Here is a 17,934-nt window from a genome sequence, read left to right on the forward strand (position 1 = left end):
CCCTATGACGCAAACCATCGAACTTCCGCTCTGGCTCTTTATCGTGATCGTGTTGTTTGCGACGGTCACGGCGCTCAGCCATTTTCTGTTGCCGTCGGTGCGCTGGTTTTTCCGGCGGCGTTTGGAGAGGGCCGTGGAACGGCTGAACACCCGGCTGACCCGGCCCATCGAGCCGTTCAAGCTGGCGCACAGGCACGACATGATCCAGCGTCTTGTCTATGATCCCAAGGTGACGCAGGCCATCGTCGAACATGCCCGCAAGGAAGGCGTGCCCGAGAACGTCGCGTTCGAGCAGGCCAAGCGCTATGCCCGCGAGATCGTGCCGAGTTTTTCGGCCATCGCCTATTTCGGCTTTGGCATTCGGGTGGCGCGGTTCCTGGCCAATACCCTCTATGATGTGCGCACCGGTCTGCTGAACGAAACCGCGCTGAAGAACGTGTCGCCGGATGCGACCGTGATCTTTGTGATGAACCACCGCTCAAACATGGACTACGTGCTGGTCACCTATCTGGCCGCGCGCGCGTCGGCGCTGTCCTATGCGGTGGGCGAATGGGCGCGGGTCTGGCCCTTGAGCGTGCTGATCAAGTCGATGGGTGCCTACTTCATCCGGCGCAAGTCGCGCGGTGCGCTCTATCGCGGGGTGCTGCAACGTTACGTGCAGATGGCGACGGTGGGTGGGGCGACGCAGGCGATTTTTCCCGAAGGCGGGCTGTCCCTGTCGGGCAAGGTGATGCCGCCAAAGCTGGGTCTTTTGTCCTATGTGGTCGAGGCATGGGAGGAATCGGACCGCGAGGTGGTGTTCGTGCCTGTCGCGATCAACTACGACCGGGTGCTGGAAGACCGCATTCTGATCTCGGCCAACAACGAGGGCAGCCGCCGGTTCCGCGCGCGGATTTCGGTGGTTCTGTTCTATATCTTCCGCAAGGGTTGGCTGCGCCTGTTCGGCAAGCAGGTGCGCTTCGGCGAGGCGGCGGTGGTCTTTGGCCAGCCTGTCGCCCTGTCAAGCTATGCGCCCAAGCCCGACATTCAGGCGCTGGCGGCCGATCTGATGCGCCGGATCGAAAACGAGATGCCGCTGTCGTTCGTGCCGGTGCTGTCGCGGGTGATGCTGAACGCGGCAGAGCCGATGGACGCCGACGCGTTGCAGGCTGCGATGCAGACGGAAATCCACGCCGCCAAGACCAATGTTCTGGCGTCCAGAAGTTCGATCAGCGCGATCAGCCTGAAAGCCCGCGACCACATCCTGCGGCGCGGGCTGATCGTTGAAAAAGATGGTCTTTACGCGATGAACCCCGAAGAGCGGGACGTCCTGGTGTATTATGCCAACTCAATCGCGCATTTCTATGAAAATGCTGCACCTGCGCCCTGAATTTCTGCGCGCGCAAAGTCATAAAATTACAAAAACGGACCAAATGTGGTTGCAATATTACCCGTGCGGAAATATCTCACGCTAAACGGTCGCGATTCTGCACTGCGGCGTTTCATCTATGGTTAAGGAGGCTGGAATGGCTTTGGACACTGGCATCGCGCAATACGACGCACCCGAGAAAGACCTTTACGAAGTGGGCGAAATGCCTCCGTTGGGTTATGTCCCCAAGCAGATGTATGCATGGGCGATCCGTCACGAACGCCACGGCGAGCCTGACAAGGCCATGCTGCAGGAAGTCGTCGATGTGCCCGAACTCGACAGCCAGGACGTGCTGGTTCTGGTGATGGCTGCGGGCATCAACTACAACGGTGTCTGGGCGGCGCTCGGCCAGCCGATCAGCCCCTTTGACGGGCACAAGCAGCCCTATCACATTGCAGGCTCCGACGCGTCGGGGATCATCTGGGCGGTCGGTGACAAGGTCAAACGCTGGAAGGTCGGCGACGAGGTCGTCATTCACTGCAACCAGGACGATGGCGACGACGAGGAATGCAACGGCGGCGATCCGATGTATTCGCCCAGCCAGCGCATCTGGGGCTACGAGACGCCAGACGGCTCTTTCAGCCAGTTCACCCGCGTTCAGGCACAGCAGCTTATGCCGCGTCCCAAGCATCTGACCTGGGAAGAAAGTGCCTGCTACACGCTGACGCTGGCCACCGCCTACCGGATGCTGTTCGGCCACGAGCCGCACGACCTGAAACCCGGTCAGAACGTCTTGGTCTGGGGCGCTTCGGGCGGTTTGGGGTCCTATGCGATCCAGTTGATCAACACCGCGGGTGCCAACGCAATCGGTGTGATTTCGGACGAAAGCAAACGCGACTTCGTGATGGATCTGGGTGCCAAGGGCGTTCTGAACCGCAAGGATTTCAATTGCTGGGGCCAGCTGCCCAAGGTCAACACGCCCGAATACAACACATGGTTCGCAGAGGCGCGCAAGTTCGGCAAGGCGATCTGGGACATCACCGGCAAGGGCGTGAACGTCGACATGGTGTTCGAACACCCCGGCGAAGCGACATTCCCGGTTTCGACCTTCGTGGTGAAAAAGGGCGGCATGGTCGTGATCTGCGCCGGGACCTCCGGTTTCAATCTTACGTTTGACGTGCGCTATATGTGGATGCACCAGAAGCGTCTGCAGGGCAGCCACTTTGCCCACCTGAAACAGGCGTCCGCCGCCAACCGCCTGATGCTGGAGCGCCGTCTTGACCCCTGCATGTCCGAAGTCTTCTTGTGGAACGATCTGCCCGACGCCCACATGAAGATGATGCGCAACGAACACAAACCCGGCAACATGTCGGTTCTGGTTCAGGCCCCCAAGACCGGCCTGCGCACGTTCGAGGACGCTTTGGAAGCCGGACGATAATCTGGACGACCGACCACGGCTGAAATCACGCCCGCGAATCACCGGTTGGTTCGCGGGCGTTTTGCGTTCCGGGCCATGTCTTTTGCACTCAACAGCTTGGCAGCGGCCCTCTCGCGGTTTCTGGGGAGTAACAATCAGTGAATATCTTAAGAGATTTGGCGCATGCTATAGTTGTATTAACCTGCCGTTAACCAGATGAGGGTGACCTTAAGATGAAGAGTGATTGGATTTTGGACGTTCTGAAGGATCTTCGGACCTTTGCGATTGAAAACGGTTTGCCTGTCCTGGCCGAACAGCTGGACGATACCGCGATCATCGCAATGGTCGAGATTGCCGGAAGAACAGAGCTGACGGGCGGGCAACATGACGCTGGACGCGCAGATAGTAGCGTTGCTGGAGAGGTTGGAGCAATCTGACACGCTGGAAGTTCTCCAGAATGTCATAGAAGCGTTCTGCGAGGTTTTCGCGGTCGAGCACATGATCTATCACTGGGTCGACAGCGCGGGTGACCAATATGGCTGCGGGACCTACGCGCCCGCGTGGCGGCAACGCTATATCGAACAGAATTACCTGCGCGTCGATCCGGTCGTCATCGGCTGCTACCAGCGCTTTCACCCCGTCGAGTGGAAGCGTCTGGACTGGTCCAGCAAGGGCGCGCGCGCCTTTCAGGCCGAGGCGATTGCATATGGCGTCGGCAACCAGGGGTTCACCGTGCCGATCCGGGGGCCGAACGGCCAGTTCGCGCTGTTCACCGTGTCGCATACCTGTGACGACGACGCTTGGGCCACGTTCACCGAAACGCACCGCCGCGCGCTGATCCTGATCGCCCATGCGTTCAACCAAAAGGCGCTGGAGTTCGAGCCGGGCCGCAGGCCGGAACAGGCGCGGGGCCTGTCGCCGCGCGAGGTCGACTCGATGACGCTGCTGGCGATGGGCTACAGCCGCGCGCAGGTGGCCGAAACCCTTTCGATTTCCGAGCATACGCTGAGGGTCTACATCGAAAGCGCGCGGTTCAAGCTGGGGGCGATGAACACCACCCACGCCGTTGCCCGCGCGATGAGCAGGGGCCTGATCGTCGTCTAGCGTTGCGTGATTTCGCAGCATACCGCACGCAAGCTTTGAGCGGCGTTAACACGGCCTCAGCTACCCCATTGTCCATTCAGTCAAGGGGGCTTTGCTTATGCTGCGCTATATCTATGGTCACGAACTTCATGCCTTTCCCAAGTTGCGGGAGGACATGTTTCGGGACCGCGCCGACCAGTTCAAAAGCCGGCTGGGCTGGGCGGTCAACGTCGACGAAACTGGCGCCGAGCGTGACGACTATGATGATCAGAACCCGCTTTACGTGATCTGGGAGGAACCTGACGGCAGCCACGGCGGATCAATGCGGTTTCTGCCGACCACCGGGCCGGTGATGGTCAACGACCACTTTGCCCATCTGACGGGCGGTGCGCGCATCGCGAGCCCGCGCATCTGGGAATGCACACGTTTTTGTCTGACGCGCGGGGCGGGTGCGCATGTGGCCGCTGCCCTGATGCTGGGCGGCGGCGAGATCATGCAGAACCTTGACGTCGACCATTTTGTCGGCGTGTTCGACGCGCGCATGGTCCGCATCTACCGCATGATCGGATCGTCGCCCGAGGTGCTGGGCAGCCAGGGCGCAGGCCGCGACCGGATCAGCGTAGGCCTGTGGCAGTTCGACCCCGCGGCCAAGGCGGCGGTGGCGCAGCGCGCAGGCGTCTCGGCCCAACTGTCGCGTCAATGGTTCGACCTTTCGTTTGGCGCAAATCACGAAGAAAACCTGGCCCGCACCGGCTAATCGGCGCCTTCCCTCTGGCCCCCGTCGTAGCCCGGCTTTAGGGTCGCGCCATGACCGATACGGCCCTTACATTCTCCGACGACCAGGCCGTGGCCTATGACGCAGTGACCGAGATGCTGCGCGGCGCGGGTATTGACCTGGACGAACAATTGCTGACGCCGCCAAAATCTTCGGCAAGCGCCGTGATGGCCGTAACGGGCAAGGCCGGTTCGGGCAAGACGCTGCTTTTGGCGCAACTCTACAAGGCGCTGGAGCAGGCGGGGGTCGAGGTGGTCTCTGGCGATTATGAATCGCGCAAGCGCAAGGACAAGCGCACGCTTGCGATCCTTGCGCCCACCAACAAGGCCGCCAGCGTCTTGCGTCTGCGCGGGGTGCCGGCCACCACGATCCACCGCATCCTCTATACGCCCGTCTACGATCCGGAATACGAGCGCATCGCGGAATGGCTGGCGGGCAACGGCGAACGCCCGGACATCGCCGATCTGACCGAACACGCTCTTGACCGGGCGGCAGCGTTCTATGCCAACAACAAGTCCATTCCCGGCGCCCTGGCCGCCGCCGGACTGCGCGGCAGCGACTTTATCACCGGCTGGAAGCGCCGGGAGGAGCCGCTGGATATCGGGTTCATCGACGAATCCTCGATGCTGGATGATAAGCAGTTCGAAGACCTGAAGGAGATCTTTCCCACGCTGCTGCTTTTCGGCGATCCCGCGCAGTTGGCGCCTGTCGGCCAATCGGGTACGATGGTGTTTGAAAAGCTGCCTGCGCCGCGTGTGCTGAACCTCAGCCGGGTGCACCGTCAGGCCGCCGACAATCCTATTCTTGACCTTGCACATGCGTTGGCTGATCCCGCGCTGGAGTTTCACCATTTCGAGAAGATGGTAGAGGACGCGTCAAAGCGCGACGAGCGTGTCGTCTGGGGCCAGCGGGTCGAGGTGGACCTGATGGCGCGCAGTCCGGTTCTGGTCTGGCGCAACGCCACGCGCATCCGCCTGATCAACGCCTTTCGCACCGTCTATGGCGCGCCCGAGGATGCGCTGCTGGAAGGCGAGCCGCTGATCTGCGACGGGATCGAACTGCCATTGAAGCACCGCAAGAAACGGCTGGATCTGGAAGCACGCGGCCTGATCCGGGGCGCACAGGTGGTGTTTCTGGGGGCCGGGCGCAAGCCGGGGTTTTCACGGCTGCACGTCGTGGGGGCCGAAGATCCGCAGATTTCCGCAGCCTCGATCGTCAAGATTGAAAAGCCCGACGAGGAAGAGCCGTTCATTCCCTTTGCCGCGCGGATGGGGGCCACGTTCCTGCACGGTGCGGCTGTCACCATCCACAAGGCGCAGGGCAGCCAGTGGAACACCGTGCAAGTGTTCGCGCCCGATCTGTTCGTCGCCGCCCGCATGGGCCGTGTCGAGGCGGGGCAACCGCTTTGGAAGCGGCTGGCCTACGTGGCGATCACCCGCGCGCAGGAGCGTCTGATCTGGGTCGTGCGCAACCGCTTGTCGAAACCGTCCGAGCCCTTGCGCGTGGACGATCTGAAAGCTGTGCCCGCAGCCCCGCTCGATCTGGCAGCACCCGAAGAATTTCTCTAAGTCGTCAGCGGCGCAGAAGTGTGAAGCCGGCAGAGGCACCCCAACCGGCGGCCACGGCGATAAAGATCGACATCAAACCATAGAGCAGCGGCTGATTGCGCGACAGCATGAACAGCCACCGCTCCAGCCCCACTTTGCGCACGTCGATGGTGGTCTGGTATTGCGATATGACATTGCCGTCACGGGTCAGGAAGATGCGGGTCACATAGCCGCCTTCGGTCAGCGACGCGGGCAGCTGGATCGAGGTGCGGAACAGGGTTTGCTGATCCACGACGACCTTTTCCTCAAGCATCTGGTAGAGATCGACGTCTTCCCGGATACGGATCAACGCGTCGGTGAAGGCCCCGGAATCTTCGATGTTCATCGGCGCGCCCACAGACCGGATCGCCCGCGGTACGGAAATGCTGTAGCGCAGGTCGTCGATGTTTGTCAGCACTTCGCCCAGAGGGCCGCTCGACGCCACAGCGTAGTAGCTGGGTGCCTGGTCCACATCGACCGCATCGGTGTTGACCCAGATGCCAAACCGGCGCTCCTTGCGTCGCACAGTCACGGGCAATGACGGGCCTGCGACAGTGATGACCACCTCCAGCGGCGGGCCCTCGGGAATGGGCTCCTCGCGCCGGACCGCGCCGAAGATCAGAATTTCCGAGCCATCAAAGCTGGCTGTGATCGCGACCTCGTTCTTCGACAGGCCCAGGATGACCTGTTCGGCACATACGGGAAATGCCGTCGCGAGGCACAGTGCCAGTAGCGATATGAGCCGCGCCCGCATCACTCAGCCCTCGTGGCTGCGATGGAATAAAGCTCGGAGGGCATCAACAACAGTTCAAGCGCAAGCTTGCCGCACACGACCATGACCAGAAGCGCCAGCAGCACACGCAGCTGTTCGGCCTTCATCCGCAGGCCGATGTTGGTGCCGATCTGCGCGCCGATCACGCCACCGACCAGCAGCAGAACGGCCAGAACCACATCGACGGTGTAGTTGGTGGTCGCGTGCAGCATGGTGGTGAAACCGGCGACAAAGATGATCTGGAACAGCGAGGTGCCGATCACCACCTTGGTCGGCATCCCCAGGATGTAGATCATCGCGGGCACCATGATGAACCCGCCGCCGACGCCCATGATTGCGGCCAGAACGCCCACCACCAGCCCGACCAACAAGGGCGGGATCACCGAGATATAGAGACCGGAGACGCGGAACCGCATCTTGAACGGCATCTTGTGGACCAGCCCGTGCTTCTTGCGCTGGGGACGCCTGCCAGAAGAGGACTTGCGCAGAGCCGACAGGCTTTCGACGAACATCAACGTGCCGATGACGCCCAGAAACAGCACATAGCAAAGCCGCACCATCAGATCGACCTGACCGATGGACCGCAGATAGTTGAACACGGCAACACCGGCAGCGGCCCCGATCAGGCCGCCGATCAGCAGCACGGTGCCCATCCTCAGATCCACCGTGCGCCGCCTGAAATGGGCCAATACGCCCGAGAAAGAGGACGCGACGATCTGGTTCGCGCTGGTGGCCACAGCCACTGCCGGGGGGATGCCGATGAAGAACAGCAGCGGCGTCATCAAGAAACCGCCGCCGACGCCGAACATGCCCGACAGAATCCCCACCAAACCGCCAAGTCCCAGGAGCAGGAAAGCATTTACCGAGACTTCCGCGATGGGCAGGTATATTTGCATACCCATTCTTATGCCCTGCGTCGGGGGAAACGCAATATGCTACGCCGCAGCATCCCCTGTCAGGACCGACAATTCACGAGAACTGGACCTATCGTTCTTTCACATATGGCTCGCCGCCCGCCCGCGGTGGCGTCGCCCGTCCGACAAAGCCCGCGAGGATAATCACGGTCATGATATAGGGCAGGGCGCCGAGCAGTTGCCCCTGAACCCGCATGCCCGTGAGGGACGTGATGACGTCTGGCCGGGTTTCCAGCGCGCCGAACAGGCCGAAGAGCAAGGTCGCATAAAGCGCGTACCAGGGTCGCCACTTTGCAAAGATCAGCGCCGCCAGCGCGATATAGCCACGGCCCGCGGACATGTCCTTGACGAAGCCGGCCTGCAGCGCGGTCGAAAGATACGCGCCCGCAATGCCGCAGAGCACGCTGCAAATACCGATCGCCGCATAGCGCAGCCCGACCACGGACACGCCCGCTGTGTCCACTGCGGCGGGATTTTCGCCGACAGCGCGCAGGCGCAGGCCAAAGCGGGTGCGAAACAGGATGAACCAGGTCAGCGGCACGGCGGCAAAGGCGATGTAGACCAGGATCGAGTGGCCCGAGATCAGTTCCGCATAGATCGGCCCGATGAAGGGCACATCGGCCACCGCATCGGCGAAGGGCAGGGTGATCGGAGTGAACCGTCCGCCGCCCATCAGCGAGGGGGTGCGCCCGCCCTGCTGAAACCAGCTCTGGGCGATCAGAACCGTCAGGCCCGCCGCAAGAAAGTTGATAGCCACGCCCGAAATCAGCTGATTGCCGCGAAAGGTGATCGAGGCAAAGCCGTGCAGCGCGCTGAGCAGCATCGACGCGGCGATGCCTGCGGCCAGACCCAGCCAGACCGATCCGGTGACCGACGCGATGGCGGCGGAAAAGAACGCGGCGGCCAGCATCTTGCCCTCGAGGCCGATGTCGAAGATGCCCGCGCGTTCGCTGAAAAGGCCCGCAAGGCACGCCAGCAGCAGCGGTGTCGCCAGACGCACGGTGCTGTCGAGCAGCTGGATCAGGGTCAGGAAATCCATGAGGTCACTCCGCAGGCTCTATCGGTTTGCGTTCAGGCTTGGGGCTGCGGGCACGGCGAACGGCCAGGAACATCCGCTCAAGCGGCATCCGCACCATGTTGTCCAGCGCGCCGGTGAACAGGATGACCAGCGCCTGGATGACCACGATCAACTCGCGTGGGATCGACGTCCAGAGCGCAAGCTCGGCACCGCCCTGGTAGAGAAACCCGAACAGGATCGCGGCAATGAATACGCCAAACGGGTGGCTGCGGCCCATCAGGGCCACCGCGATACCGATGAACCCGGCACCCTCGACTGCGTTCAGCACCAGACGTTCCGCCTCGCCCATGACGTTGTTGATCGCCATCAGACCGGCTAGCCCGCCGGAAATGATCATGGTGATCATGGTAATCTTGAACGGTGAAATGCCCGCATATTTCGCGGCGCTCTGCGAATGGCCGTAGGCGCGCAGCTCATACCCCAGACGGGTGTGCCAGATCAGCGCCCAGACCAGCACGCAGGCCAGCACCGCGACCAGCAGGGTGATGTTCGCGGGCGCCGCCTTGGAAAAGCTGATGCCGATCGGCGCCAGAAGCTCGTGCAAGGTTGGCAGTTGCGTCGCTTCGGGAAAGCGGGCGGTGGCGGGGTCCATGCTGCCGGTCGGGCGCAGGACGTTGACCAGAATGTAGTTCAGCAAGGAGGCCGCGATGAAGTTGAACATGATCGTGGTGATCACGATGTGACTTCCGCGCCTGGCCTGCAGATAGGCCGGGATCGCGGCCCAGAACGCGCCGAAGAGGGCGGCCATCGCAATGGCACCCAGCAGCGCCAGCGACCAATGCGGCCATGGGATGTAGAGACAGGCCAGTGCAACGCCCAGACCGCCCAGGGCCGCCTGACCCTCGCCGCCGATGTTGAACAGCCGCGCGTGAAAGGCGACGGCGACGGCAAGGCCGGTGAACATGAAATTCGTGGCATAATAGAGCGTATAGCCCCAGCCGTAGGTCGAGCCCAAGGCGCCCGAGACCATCAACTTGACGGCGGCAATAGGGTCTTCGCCTATGGCGAGGATCACCAGCGCGGAGATGATCGCGGCAAGGATCAGTGAAATCAGCGGCACGAGGATCACCTCGGCCCATTTGGGCATCACGTCCATTGGTGGGCTCCTTGGTGACGGGCAGGCGCGTGGGGGCGCTGCCCCCGTCCCTGCGGGACTCCCCCGGGATATTTGAGGCCAAAAGAAAGCGTGGTCATTGCGTGGCCTCCATTCCTGCCATCAGCATCCCCAGTTCCTTTTCATCGGTCTGGCCGGGCAAGCGTTCGCCCATGATGTGTCCGTCGAACATGACCGCGATGCGGTCCGAGAGTGAAAAGATCTCTTCAAGCTCGACCGAGACCAGCAGGATCGCCTTGCCCTGATCGCGCAGGGCGACGATCTGCTGGTGGATGAACTCGATGGCACCGATGTCGACGCCGCGGGTGGGCTGGCCGACCAGAAGCAGGTCCGGGTTGCGCTCGATCTCGCGGGCGAGGACAATCTTTTGCTGGTTGCCGCCGGAGAAGTTCTTGGCTGCCAGTTTTGGATCTGGCGGGCGCACGTCGAAACGCTTCATCTTGGCCTCGGTGTCTTCGCGGATCGCGGCGTTGTTCATCAGAAGCCCTGATTGATAGGACGGATCGTGATGGTAGCCGAAGGCAGTGTTTTCCCAGGCGTGGAAATCCATGATCAGCCCCTCGCGCTGGCGGTCTTCGGGCACGTGTGCGATGCCTTTCGCGCGGCGCGACTTGCCGTCGGCATATTTGCCGCTGAGGTCGATGGCGGTGCCGTTCAGCGTGACCGTGCCGGTGCCACGGGCATAGCCGCCCAGCAGTTCCAGCAGTTCGGACTGGCCGTTGCCCGCCACGCCCGCGATGCCCAGAATCTCGCCCGCGCGTACCTGCAGGTCAATACCCTTGAGCCGTTCGACGCCAGCCTCGTCGGTGACGTGCAGGTTCTTGATGTCCAGCACCACCTTGCCCGGCGTCGCAGGGGCCTTGTTGACGCTCAGCAGAACCTTGCGGCCGACCATCAGCTCGGCCAGTTGCTCGGGCGAGGTCTCTGCGGTCTTGACCGTGGCGGTCATCTCGCCGCGCCGCATGACGCTGACGGTGTCGGTGATCTCCATGATCTCGCGCAGCTTGTGGGTGATCAGGATGATCGTCTTGCCCTCTTCGCGCAGACGTCCCAGGATGCGAAACAGCTGGTCCGCCTCGGCGGGGGTCAGCACGCCTGTGGGCTCGTCCAGGATCAGGATATCGGCCTGGCGGTAGAGCGCCTTGAGGATTTCGACGCGCTGCTGCATGCCCACGCCCAGATCTTCGATCACGGCGTCGGGATCGACGTTCAACCCGTATTCCTGCTCGAGTGCCACCAGTTCCTTGCGGGCCTTGCCCAGCGAGGTGGTCAGCGACCAGCCGTCTTCCGCGCCCAGAATGATGTTTTCCAGCACGGTGAAGTTCTCGACCAGCTTGAAGTGCTGGAACACCATGCCGATGCCCGCCGAAATCGCGGCCTGGCTGTCGGGAATTTCCGTCTTGGTGCCGCTGATGAAAACCTCGCCCGCGTCGGCCTTGTAGAAGCCGTAGAGGATGCTCATCAGGGTCGATTTGCCTGCGCCGTTCTCGCCAATGATCCCGTGGATCGTGCCGGGCATCACCCGGATCGAGATATCCTTGTTCGCCTGAACGGGGCCAAAGGCTTTGGATATACCTTTGAGCTCGATTGCGGGGGCAACGGTCGTTGCGGTCATGGCGGGCAAACCCTTTGTCTTGCGAAAAGGCCGCGCCAGTGTGAGTGGCGCGGCCCTTGGTGGTCAGAGTGTCAGATCAGAACGTAAGCGCAGGGCAGCTGTCGTCCGAGGCATAGTCGTGCACGACGATGTCGCCTGCAGCGATCGAGGCTGCAGCCGCGTCAACTTCGGTCTGCATCTGCTCGGTCACCAGCTCTGCGTTGTTCTCGTCCATCGCATAGCCGACGCCGCCGTTGGCCAGGTTGAGGACTTCGACGCCGCCTTCCAGATCTTCGCCTGCGGTCATTGATTCGTAGACCGCGACATCAACCCGTTTGAGCATCGAGGTCAGGACCTTGCCGGGGTGCAGGTGGTTCTGGTTGCTGTCCACGCCGATCGACAGGATACCTTCGTCCGCGGCAGTTTGCAGAACGCCGACACCGGTGCCGCCAGCTGCGGCATAGACAACGTCAGCGCCCTGGCTGATCTGCGCCTTGGTCAGCTCCGACCCCTTGACCGGGTCGTTCCAGGCCGCAGGCGTGGTGCCGGTCATGTTGGCGATGATGGTCGCATCGGGGTTCACGGCCTTGACGCCCTGGGCATAGCCGCAGGCGAATTTGCGGATCAGCGGGATGTCCATGCCACCGATGAAGCCGACGGTGCCGGTTTCCGATGCCTGTGCCGCCATCATGCCGACCAGATACGAGCCTTCGTGCTCGGTAAAGCCGATAACCTTGACGTTGGGCGCATCGACCCAGCCGTCAATGGTGACGAATGTGGTGTCGGGGTAATCGGGTGCCACGACTTCCAGCGCGCTGGAGAAGGCAAAACCGGTGGTGATGACCGGGTTTGCACCCGACTCTGCGAAACGGCGCAGGGCCTGTTCACGCTGTGCTTCGGACTGCATCTCGATTTCGCGGAAGGTGCCGCCGGTTTCTTCGGACCAGCGCTGCGCGCCGGCAAAGGCGGCTTCGTTGAAGGACTTGTCGAACTTTCCGCCCAGATCGTAGATCAGTGCCGGTTCGGCAATGGCGGCGCCGGCAGTGAGGGCCAGCCCGGCAGCGGCGCCCAGAAATTTTTGCATTAGGGTCATTTGGTATCTCCCAGTTTTCGTGTTTGGAGCCTGCGTCCCGTGGTTGGGGCTGCGGGGCCCGACGCCCGTGCATTTCTGTGTGCATGACAGGCAGATCAGATTGATCAGATGCAAATAAGGCCGCACCGCTCGGGCGGGGTCAACCGGTTTTTCCATGGCCGGGGCGGGATTCGCATGGCTGACCTTGGGTGAGGTCAGCCAAGAGGCGCACGCATAAGCCATGCGTCCACCGCCTGTGCGCTCGACCGCTGATAATATCCGGCGCGACGGCCCGCGATCACAAATCCGCAAGCGGCGTAAAGCGCGCAGGCGGGGGCGTTGTCAGCGGCAACTTCGAGGAATGCCTCCCCGGCGGTGTGGGTGGCGCGCGCCATCCAGTCGGCCATGAGTGCACGCCCGGTGCCCTGTCCCTGATGGTCGGGGTGGACTGCGATTGTCAGCAGTTCGGCTTCGCCTGCCACGACGCGGACAAGAGCAAACCCTTGGGACGCGTGGCTGGCAAAGACATATGGGCTGTCGAGAAGGCTGGCAAATTCCGCAGCGGACCAGGCCCGCGCATCGGTAAAGGCGGCGGCGTGGATTTGCGCCATGTTTTGCGGGGTCATGGGGCGTTTGCGGGCAGGATCACGGGCGGCACATCGCGACCGGGGGCTGCGTCTGCGGGGCGCAGATAGCAGGGCGCGGGGGCAGGTGCCACTTGCGGGTAGAGCTTGGCGGCACGGGTCGCGATGGCTGCAGCGAGTTCTGCGGGCGCTGGGTCAGGGGCGAGGGTTACGCCATCTGCGGCAAGTGCTGCGCGGGTCACCAGTGCGGGGCCATCGGCGCGCTGCACATAGACCGAATCGCGCGGGGCCGGAACATAGACCGGGGCCGCTTGCAGGCCCTCGCGCTGCTCGAAGCCGGTTATGCCGTAAGCCGGCACATCCAACCCCAGCGCCAGCCCCCGCGCGGCGGAAACGCCGATGCGGATGCCGGTGAAATTGCCGGGACCTACGCCCACTCCCAATGCGTCAAGGTCGCGCCACCCCAGACCGTGGCGCGCCAGAATTTCTTGAAGCAGACCCATCAGGTGTTCGGCCTGTCCGCGCGTCATTTCTTCGGCGACTGCTTCAATCACCGTGTCGTCCGACCACAGGGCTGCGGCACACCAAGGGCCAGAGGTGTCAAAACCCAATACCGTGGTCATGCGTCACCGCGCAGCGCAGAAACGATCAGGGCGCCGCAATTGCAGCGCCCATCGGGACTTGAGATGCCGCTCACCGGGGTCAGACCGCGACGGGGCGGACTTCGGTGACTTCGGGGATGTAATGGCGCAGCAGGTTCTCGATGCCCATCTTCAGCGTCAGCGTGGACGAGGGGCACCCGGCGCAGGCGCCCTGCATGTGCAGGTAGACGACGCCACGGTCAAAACCGTGGAACGTGATGTCGCCACCGTCCTGTGCCACAGCGGGGCGCACGCGGCTGTCGAGCAATTCCTTGATCTGGCCGACGATGGCACCGTCTTCGCCGGTGTGTTCGGCATGGCCCGAGGCGGGCGCGTGGCCCTCGTCCATGACGGCATCACCCGACTGGAAATGCTCCATGATCGCGCCCAGAACGCCGGGCTTCATGTGGTCCCATTCGGTCGCGTCGTCCTTGGTCACGGTGACAAAGTCGGTCCCGAAGAACACGCCGGTCACGCCGGACACGGAATAGATCCGCTGGGCCAGCGGCGATTTCGCGGCGGCGTCGGCGGTGGGAAAGTCGGCTGTGCCCATGTCCAGAACGGTCTGGCCGGGCAGAAACTTCAGTGTCGCCGGGTTCGGCGTCGATTCGGTTTGAATGAACATGGCAAGCGCTCCTCGTGGGCTGTTGTTCCTGATATGCGGATCAACGGGCCGCAAGTCAAGGTTTGGAACCATTCTAAACTGTGGCAGCAGCTATGCGTCAGGTGATCGCTTCCAGCTTTTCCTTGCTCAGATCGCCCGGAACAATGGTGATCGGAATGGGCAGGGACGCGGCATTGCGAGACAGTTGCGTAACCAGCGGACCGGGGCCCTTGTTGTCGGCGCCGGCACCCAGCACCAGAACTCCAATCTCCGGGTCATCGGTGATCTGTGCGACAATCTCATCGGCGGCATTGCCGTTGCGGATCACCAGTTCAGGATTGACGCCCTGCTTGTCGCGCATCCACTTGGCAAAGACTTCGAAATGCGCCTCGATCCGCTCGCGGGCCTCCTCGCGCATGATGTCCCCGACGCCGATCCAGTGATTGAACTCATCCGGCGGGATCACGGACAGCACGGTGACACCACCACCGGTCTTGGCCGCGCGCATCGCGGCAAAGCGCATTGCGTTCAGGCATTCTCGGCTGTCATCCAGCACGACCATAAATTTGCGCATTAGGTTCTCCGTTTCACCTTGCAGCATGGCCCAAGGCAAGGCGCCGCGCAATCTCGATCAATCACCGGCAGCCGCATGTTTCAGCGCCATTTCCATGCGGTCATGCCCCCAATAGAGTTCCTCCCCGACGGTAAAACTGGGCGCGCCGAAGATGCCACGCGCGATGGCGTCTTCGGTCAGGTCGCGCAGGGCCTGCTTGGACTCGGGCGTGGCGGCGTTATCGATGATGCTGCCTGCGTCCTGGCCAAGGGCCTCCAGCACTGGGCCGATCACCTCGGGTGCGCCGACGTCCAGATCTTCGGCGAAATTGGCGGAATAGACGGCGCGGATGAAATCCCCGATCCACTCGGCATTTGCATTTGCCGCACAGATCCGTGCCGCCAGCATGCTGCCGCGTGGAAAAGTGGTGGGCTTGTGGAACGGCAAATCGGAGGCGGCGCAGATGCGGGCCATGTCGCGCCACATATAGGCTCCCTTGACCGGGAACATGTTGAACGGCGAATCCGTCATGCCCTGCGCACCAAACACCGGGCCAAGCAGGAACGGCCGCCAGATCAGCGGGACGCCATGCGCGGCGCAGGCGGCCTCGACCTGCATCGCGGCGGGATAGCTGTAGGTGCTCGCAAACTCGAACCAGAATTCCAGTGGTTTGCTCATCGTGCCGTCTCCGACGCGGCCCAGTCCCAATAAAGCTGCCGCGCGCGCCGTGTGATCGGGCCGATCTGGTACTGCGTGTCGTCGAATGCGGTGACGGGCGTGACCTTCATCATGTTGCCGCTCAGGAACACCTCGTCGGCGTCGTGGAAATCGTCGAACCCCAGCACTGCCTCGTGGACGGCGACGCCGTCAGCGCGCAAGTTGCTGATGTGACGCGCCCGCGTGATGCCGGACAGGAAGGTGCCGTTCGGGACGGGTGTGAACACCTCGCCGTCGCGGACCATGAAGACGTTGGCGGTTGCCGTCTCGGCCACATTGCCCAGAGCATCGGCGACCAGCGCGTTGCCAAAGCCCTTGGACCGCGCCTCGACCAGCATCCGCGCATTGTTGGGATAGAGGCACCCGGCCTTGGCGTTGACCACTGCGTCCTCCAGCACCGGACGGCGGAATTGCGTGCGCGTCAGCGTGGTCGATGCCTCGGGTGCGGCCATCGGAATCTTTTCCAGCGATATCGCAAAGCCGGTGCCCTCGGGCTGCGGTACGATCCCCGACGCATCGCCGTCGATGGCCCAGTACATCGGGCGAATGTAAACAGGCTCGGCGGGGTCGTAAGCCTTCAGCCCCTCAAGCACGGCGGCGACCATGTCGTCGGTGCTGACGGTCGGCGTGATCATCAGCGCGTTGGCCGAACGGTTCACGCGGGCGCAATGCGCGGCCAGATCCGGCGCGTATCCGTCAAAATAGCGCGCCCCGTCGAACACGGTGCTGCCCAACCACGAGCCGTGGTCCGCGGCCTTCATCACGGCAACGTCGCCCTCGTGCCAATTGCCTTCGAAATATGTTCTGATTTCCGTGCCAACGGCCATCTTTCGCCCTCCCTGAATTAGGCAGGACGTTATCAGGATCGTGCGGAGGGTCCAGCGTCAAAGACGCGCGTTACGTCGCGCTGCGGTCGTCTTTCTCGCGGATCGCATAGACGCCTTCGGGCAGGTCCAGTGCCGCCGACATGTCGCGCACCTGCGCATGGCTCAGCGTGATCTTCATCACCCGGTCGGTGCGCGGATCGTATTGTTCGACCGTCACGCATTCGGTGAAACTGTTGACGATCACGTCTTCCTGCAATGGCGCGCCGCCATCATCCACCAGGGTGATCACGGTCGAGTCGAATTCATGCTCAATGGTAAACATGGCCCAAGCCTACCCGCGCAGGCAGGACATGCAAGCGGTCATCCGCCCCCCGGCGATCAGAGCCTCGTGACCAGGCGGGTTCGGGGCTGGAAGCAGGCGGCGGACATGCTAAGTTGGCTCCCAACGCGGGTGGCGCATCGAGCCGCCCAAGCCAAGGGAATAAAATCTATGTTCAAGAGACTGGTTCAGGTTCTGGTGCCTATCGTGGCATTGGCGGCCTGCGACGTGACCACGACGATGCCGACCCCGGTTCCGCAGACTGCGGGACAAACCTCGCGCTCTGTGGCCACCGATCAATTGCGCACCTCGGACCAGGCCGAGCGTGCCTTCGTGCAGGTTCTGCAACAGTTGGAACCCGTGGCCGAGCGCGAGTGTCGCAACCGAACCACGCAGAGCGTGAACTGCGATTTTCGCATCGTCGTCGATGATCGTGCGAACCAGCCTGCCAACGCCTATCAGACGCTGGACAAAAGCAACCGCCCGGTGATCGTGTTCACGCTGAAGTTGATCCAGGATGCCTACAACGCCGACGAAATCGCCTTTGTTATGGGCCACGAGGCGGCGCACCATATTGCGGGACATATCGCGCGCCAGCGTCAAAATGCGGTGGCCGGTGCCGTGATCTTTGCGGGTCTGGCCACGTTGACTGGCGGTGATGCGGGTGCGGTAGAATCGGCGCAACGTCTGGGCGAGCAGGTCGGGTCACGCACATATTCCAAGGAATTCGAGCTTGAGGCAGATGCGCTGGGCACGATCATCACCCACCGCGCGGGATATGACCCCCTGCGCGGGGCCGAGTTCTTTACCCGCATCCCCGATCCCGGCAACCGCTTCCTAGGGACCCATCCGCCCAACGCATCGCGTCTGGACGTCGTGCGCCGCACTGTGGCTGGTTTGTAAGCGACTGAGGCAGCACCGGGCTGACAAAGGGGG

At 62.6% G+C, this 17,934-nt stretch carries 20 protein-coding genes; 7 read left to right on the forward strand and 13 right to left on the reverse strand.

What is annotated here, in order from left to right; all coding sequences use genetic code 11:
• Positions 1-4: 4 nt before the first annotated feature.
• The 6 genes from NTA49_RS12845 (at position 5) to NTA49_RS12870 (ending at position 6,191) form a co-directional block, all read left to right on the forward strand.
• Entirely contained in the window at positions 5-1,369 is a 1,365-nt protein-coding gene (locus NTA49_RS12845) for a 1-acyl-sn-glycerol-3-phosphate acyltransferase (RefSeq protein ID WP_258295191.1), read from the forward strand.
• A gap of 136 nt (positions 1,370-1,505) precedes the next feature.
• The gene (gene ccrA / locus NTA49_RS12850) at positions 1,506-2,786 is read left to right on the forward strand and encodes a crotonyl-CoA carboxylase/reductase (protein WP_258295192.1); all 1,281 of its coding nucleotides are present in this window, start codon (positions 1,506-1,508) and stop codon (positions 2,784-2,786) included.
• 212 nt (positions 2,787-2,998) lie between these two features.
• Complete coding sequence (locus NTA49_RS12855) at positions 2,999-3,202, forward strand: hypothetical protein (RefSeq protein WP_258295193.1); 204 nt, start codon at positions 2,999-3,001, stop codon at positions 3,200-3,202.
• Positions 3,150-3,869, forward strand: coding sequence for a helix-turn-helix transcriptional regulator (locus NTA49_RS12860; protein WP_258295194.1), 720 nt, complete (start codon positions 3,150-3,152; stop codon positions 3,867-3,869). Before NTA49_RS12855 ends, NTA49_RS12860 begins: the two co-directional genes overlap by 53 nt.
• 97 nt (positions 3,870-3,966) lie before the next feature.
• Positions 3,967-4,605 carry an acyl-homoserine-lactone synthase gene (locus tag NTA49_RS12865; protein WP_258295195.1) on the forward strand — a complete coding sequence of 213 codons (639 nt, stop codon included), beginning with the start codon at positions 3,967-3,969 and terminating at the stop codon, positions 4,603-4,605.
• Between the two features lie 50 nt (positions 4,606-4,655).
• Positions 4,656-6,191, forward strand: a complete 1,536-nt coding sequence (locus NTA49_RS12870; protein ID WP_258295196.1) for an ATP-dependent DNA helicase — start codon at positions 4,656-4,658, stop codon at positions 6,189-6,191.
• A gap of 4 nt (positions 6,192-6,195) precedes the next feature.
• Here NTA49_RS12870 and NTA49_RS12875 read toward each other — a convergent pair whose 3' ends face one another.
• The 13 genes from NTA49_RS12875 to NTA49_RS12935 all read right to left on the reverse strand — a co-directional run bounded on the left by NTA49_RS12875 (position 6,196) and on the right by NTA49_RS12935 (position 17,001).
• Positions 6,196-6,963, reverse strand: coding sequence for a TIGR02186 family protein (locus tag NTA49_RS12875; RefSeq protein ID WP_258295197.1), 768 nt, complete (start codon positions 6,961-6,963; stop codon positions 6,196-6,198).
• Positions 6,963-7,877 (reverse strand): sulfite exporter TauE/SafE family protein, encoded by a 915-nt coding sequence (locus NTA49_RS12880; protein ID WP_261368311.1) that lies wholly within the window; start codon positions 7,875-7,877, stop codon positions 6,963-6,965. Before NTA49_RS12880 ends, NTA49_RS12875 begins: the two co-directional genes overlap by 1 nt.
• An 88-nt stretch (positions 7,878-7,965) precedes the next feature.
• Positions 7,966-8,934 carry an ABC transporter permease gene (locus NTA49_RS12885; protein ID WP_258295199.1) on the reverse strand — a complete coding sequence of 323 codons (969 nt, stop codon included), beginning with the start codon at positions 8,932-8,934 and terminating at the stop codon, positions 7,966-7,968.
• A 4-nt stretch (positions 8,935-8,938) separates the two neighbouring features.
• Positions 8,939-10,069: an ABC transporter permease gene (locus NTA49_RS12890; protein WP_258295200.1), complete on the reverse strand. Its 1,131-nt coding sequence runs from the start codon at positions 10,067-10,069 to the stop codon at positions 8,939-8,941.
• Between the two features lie 94 nt (positions 10,070-10,163).
• Positions 10,164-11,702, reverse strand: coding sequence for an ABC transporter ATP-binding protein (locus NTA49_RS12895; RefSeq protein WP_258295201.1), 1,539 nt, complete (start codon positions 11,700-11,702; stop codon positions 10,164-10,166).
• A 76-nt stretch (positions 11,703-11,778) separates the two neighbouring features.
• A complete protein-coding gene (locus NTA49_RS12900) occupies positions 11,779-12,774 on the reverse strand; it encodes a BMP family lipoprotein (RefSeq protein ID WP_258295202.1) in 996 nt (331 codons plus the stop codon).
• A 194-nt stretch (positions 12,775-12,968) separates the two neighbouring features.
• Positions 12,969-13,379, reverse strand: a complete 411-nt coding sequence (locus NTA49_RS12905; RefSeq protein ID WP_258295203.1) for a GNAT family N-acetyltransferase — start codon at positions 13,377-13,379, stop codon at positions 12,969-12,971.
• A complete protein-coding gene (gene tsaB, locus NTA49_RS12910) occupies positions 13,376-13,960 on the reverse strand; it encodes a tRNA (adenosine(37)-N6)-threonylcarbamoyltransferase complex dimerization subunit type 1 TsaB (RefSeq protein WP_258295204.1) in 585 nt (194 codons plus the stop codon). The genes NTA49_RS12905 and tsaB overlap by 4 nt, the downstream gene beginning before the upstream one ends.
• A gap of 79 nt (positions 13,961-14,039) precedes the next feature.
• The gene (locus NTA49_RS12915) at positions 14,040-14,603 is read right to left on the reverse strand and encodes a NifU family protein (RefSeq protein ID WP_258295205.1); all 564 of its coding nucleotides are present in this window, start codon (positions 14,601-14,603) and stop codon (positions 14,040-14,042) included.
• A gap of 97 nt (positions 14,604-14,700) precedes the next feature.
• On the reverse strand, positions 14,701-15,156 hold the full coding sequence (locus tag NTA49_RS12920) for a universal stress protein (protein WP_258295206.1): 456 nt from the start codon (positions 15,154-15,156) through the stop codon (positions 14,701-14,703).
• A gap of 57 nt (positions 15,157-15,213) precedes the next feature.
• Entirely contained in the window at positions 15,214-15,813 is a 600-nt protein-coding gene (locus tag NTA49_RS12925; protein ID WP_258295207.1) for a 2-hydroxychromene-2-carboxylate isomerase, read from the reverse strand.
• Positions 15,810-16,679 (reverse strand): branched-chain amino acid aminotransferase, encoded by an 870-nt coding sequence (locus NTA49_RS12930; RefSeq protein WP_258295208.1) that lies wholly within the window; start codon positions 16,677-16,679, stop codon positions 15,810-15,812. Before NTA49_RS12930 ends, NTA49_RS12925 begins: the two co-directional genes overlap by 4 nt.
• A gap of 70 nt (positions 16,680-16,749) precedes the next feature.
• Positions 16,750-17,001, reverse strand: coding sequence for a hypothetical protein (locus NTA49_RS12935; RefSeq protein ID WP_258295209.1), 252 nt, complete (start codon positions 16,999-17,001; stop codon positions 16,750-16,752).
• 168 nt (positions 17,002-17,169) lie between these two features.
• Between NTA49_RS12935 and NTA49_RS12940 the strand changes: the two genes are divergently transcribed.
• Entirely contained in the window at positions 17,170-17,901 is a 732-nt protein-coding gene (locus NTA49_RS12940; protein ID WP_258295210.1) for a M48 family metallopeptidase, read from the forward strand.
• Positions 17,902-17,934: the final 33 nt, after the last annotated feature.

The sequence above is a fragment of the Pseudosulfitobacter koreensis genome, from assembly GCF_024733015.1.
GTDB lineage: Bacteria > Pseudomonadota > Alphaproteobacteria > Rhodobacterales > Rhodobacteraceae > Pseudosulfitobacter > Pseudosulfitobacter koreensis.

What these genes read in the sequence shown, in the direction of transcription:
- NTA49_RS12885 (WP_258295199.1), bottom strand. Translation starts at nt 8,934, where the DNA reads ATGGATTTCCTGACCCTGATCCAGCTGCTCGACAGCACCGTGCGTCTG.
- NTA49_RS12920 (WP_258295206.1), bottom strand. Translation starts at nt 15,156, where the DNA reads ATGCGCAAATTTATGGTCGTGCTGGATGACAGCCGAGAATGCCTGAAC.
- NTA49_RS12905 (WP_258295203.1), bottom strand. Translation starts at nt 13,379, where the DNA reads ATGACCCCGCAAAACATGGCGCAAATCCACGCCGCCGCCTTTACCGAT.
- NTA49_RS12940 (WP_258295210.1), top strand. Translation starts at nt 17,170, where the DNA reads ATGTTCAAGAGACTGGTTCAGGTTCTGGTGCCTATCGTGGCATTGGCG.
- NTA49_RS12845 (WP_258295191.1), top strand. Translation starts at nt 5, where the DNA reads ATGACGCAAACCATCGAACTTCCGCTCTGGCTCTTTATCGTGATCGTG.
- tsaB (WP_258295204.1), bottom strand. Translation starts at nt 13,960, where the DNA reads ATGACCACGGTATTGGGTTTTGACACCTCTGGCCCTTGGTGTGCCGCA.
- NTA49_RS12915 (WP_258295205.1), bottom strand. Translation starts at nt 14,603, where the DNA reads ATGTTCATTCAAACCGAATCGACGCCGAACCCGGCGACACTGAAGTTT.
- NTA49_RS12875 (WP_258295197.1), bottom strand. Translation starts at nt 6,963, where the DNA reads ATGCGGGCGCGGCTCATATCGCTACTGGCACTGTGCCTCGCGACGGCA.
- NTA49_RS12890 (WP_258295200.1), bottom strand. Translation starts at nt 10,069, where the DNA reads ATGGACGTGATGCCCAAATGGGCCGAGGTGATCCTCGTGCCGCTGATT.
- NTA49_RS12930 (WP_258295208.1), bottom strand. Translation starts at nt 16,679, where the DNA reads ATGGCCGTTGGCACGGAAATCAGAACATATTTCGAAGGCAATTGGCAC.
- NTA49_RS12860 (WP_258295194.1), top strand. Translation starts at nt 3,150, where the DNA reads ATGACGCTGGACGCGCAGATAGTAGCGTTGCTGGAGAGGTTGGAGCAA.
- NTA49_RS12880 (WP_261368311.1), bottom strand. Translation starts at nt 7,877, where the DNA reads ATGCAAATATACCTGCCCATCGCGGAAGTCTCGGTAAATGCTTTCCTG.
- NTA49_RS12870 (WP_258295196.1), top strand. Translation starts at nt 4,656, where the DNA reads ATGACCGATACGGCCCTTACATTCTCCGACGACCAGGCCGTGGCCTAT.
- NTA49_RS12895 (WP_258295201.1), bottom strand. Translation starts at nt 11,702, where the DNA reads ATGACCGCAACGACCGTTGCCCCCGCAATCGAGCTCAAAGGTATATCC.
- NTA49_RS12865 (WP_258295195.1), top strand. Translation starts at nt 3,967, where the DNA reads ATGCTGCGCTATATCTATGGTCACGAACTTCATGCCTTTCCCAAGTTG.
- NTA49_RS12935 (WP_258295209.1), bottom strand. Translation starts at nt 17,001, where the DNA reads ATGTTTACCATTGAGCATGAATTCGACTCGACCGTGATCACCCTGGTG.
- ccrA (WP_258295192.1), top strand. Translation starts at nt 1,506, where the DNA reads ATGGCTTTGGACACTGGCATCGCGCAATACGACGCACCCGAGAAAGAC.
- NTA49_RS12855 (WP_258295193.1), top strand. Translation starts at nt 2,999, where the DNA reads ATGAAGAGTGATTGGATTTTGGACGTTCTGAAGGATCTTCGGACCTTT.
- NTA49_RS12900 (WP_258295202.1), bottom strand. Translation starts at nt 12,774, where the DNA reads ATGACCCTAATGCAAAAATTTCTGGGCGCCGCTGCCGGGCTGGCCCTC.
- NTA49_RS12925 (WP_258295207.1), bottom strand. Translation starts at nt 15,813, where the DNA reads ATGAGCAAACCACTGGAATTCTGGTTCGAGTTTGCGAGCACCTACAGC.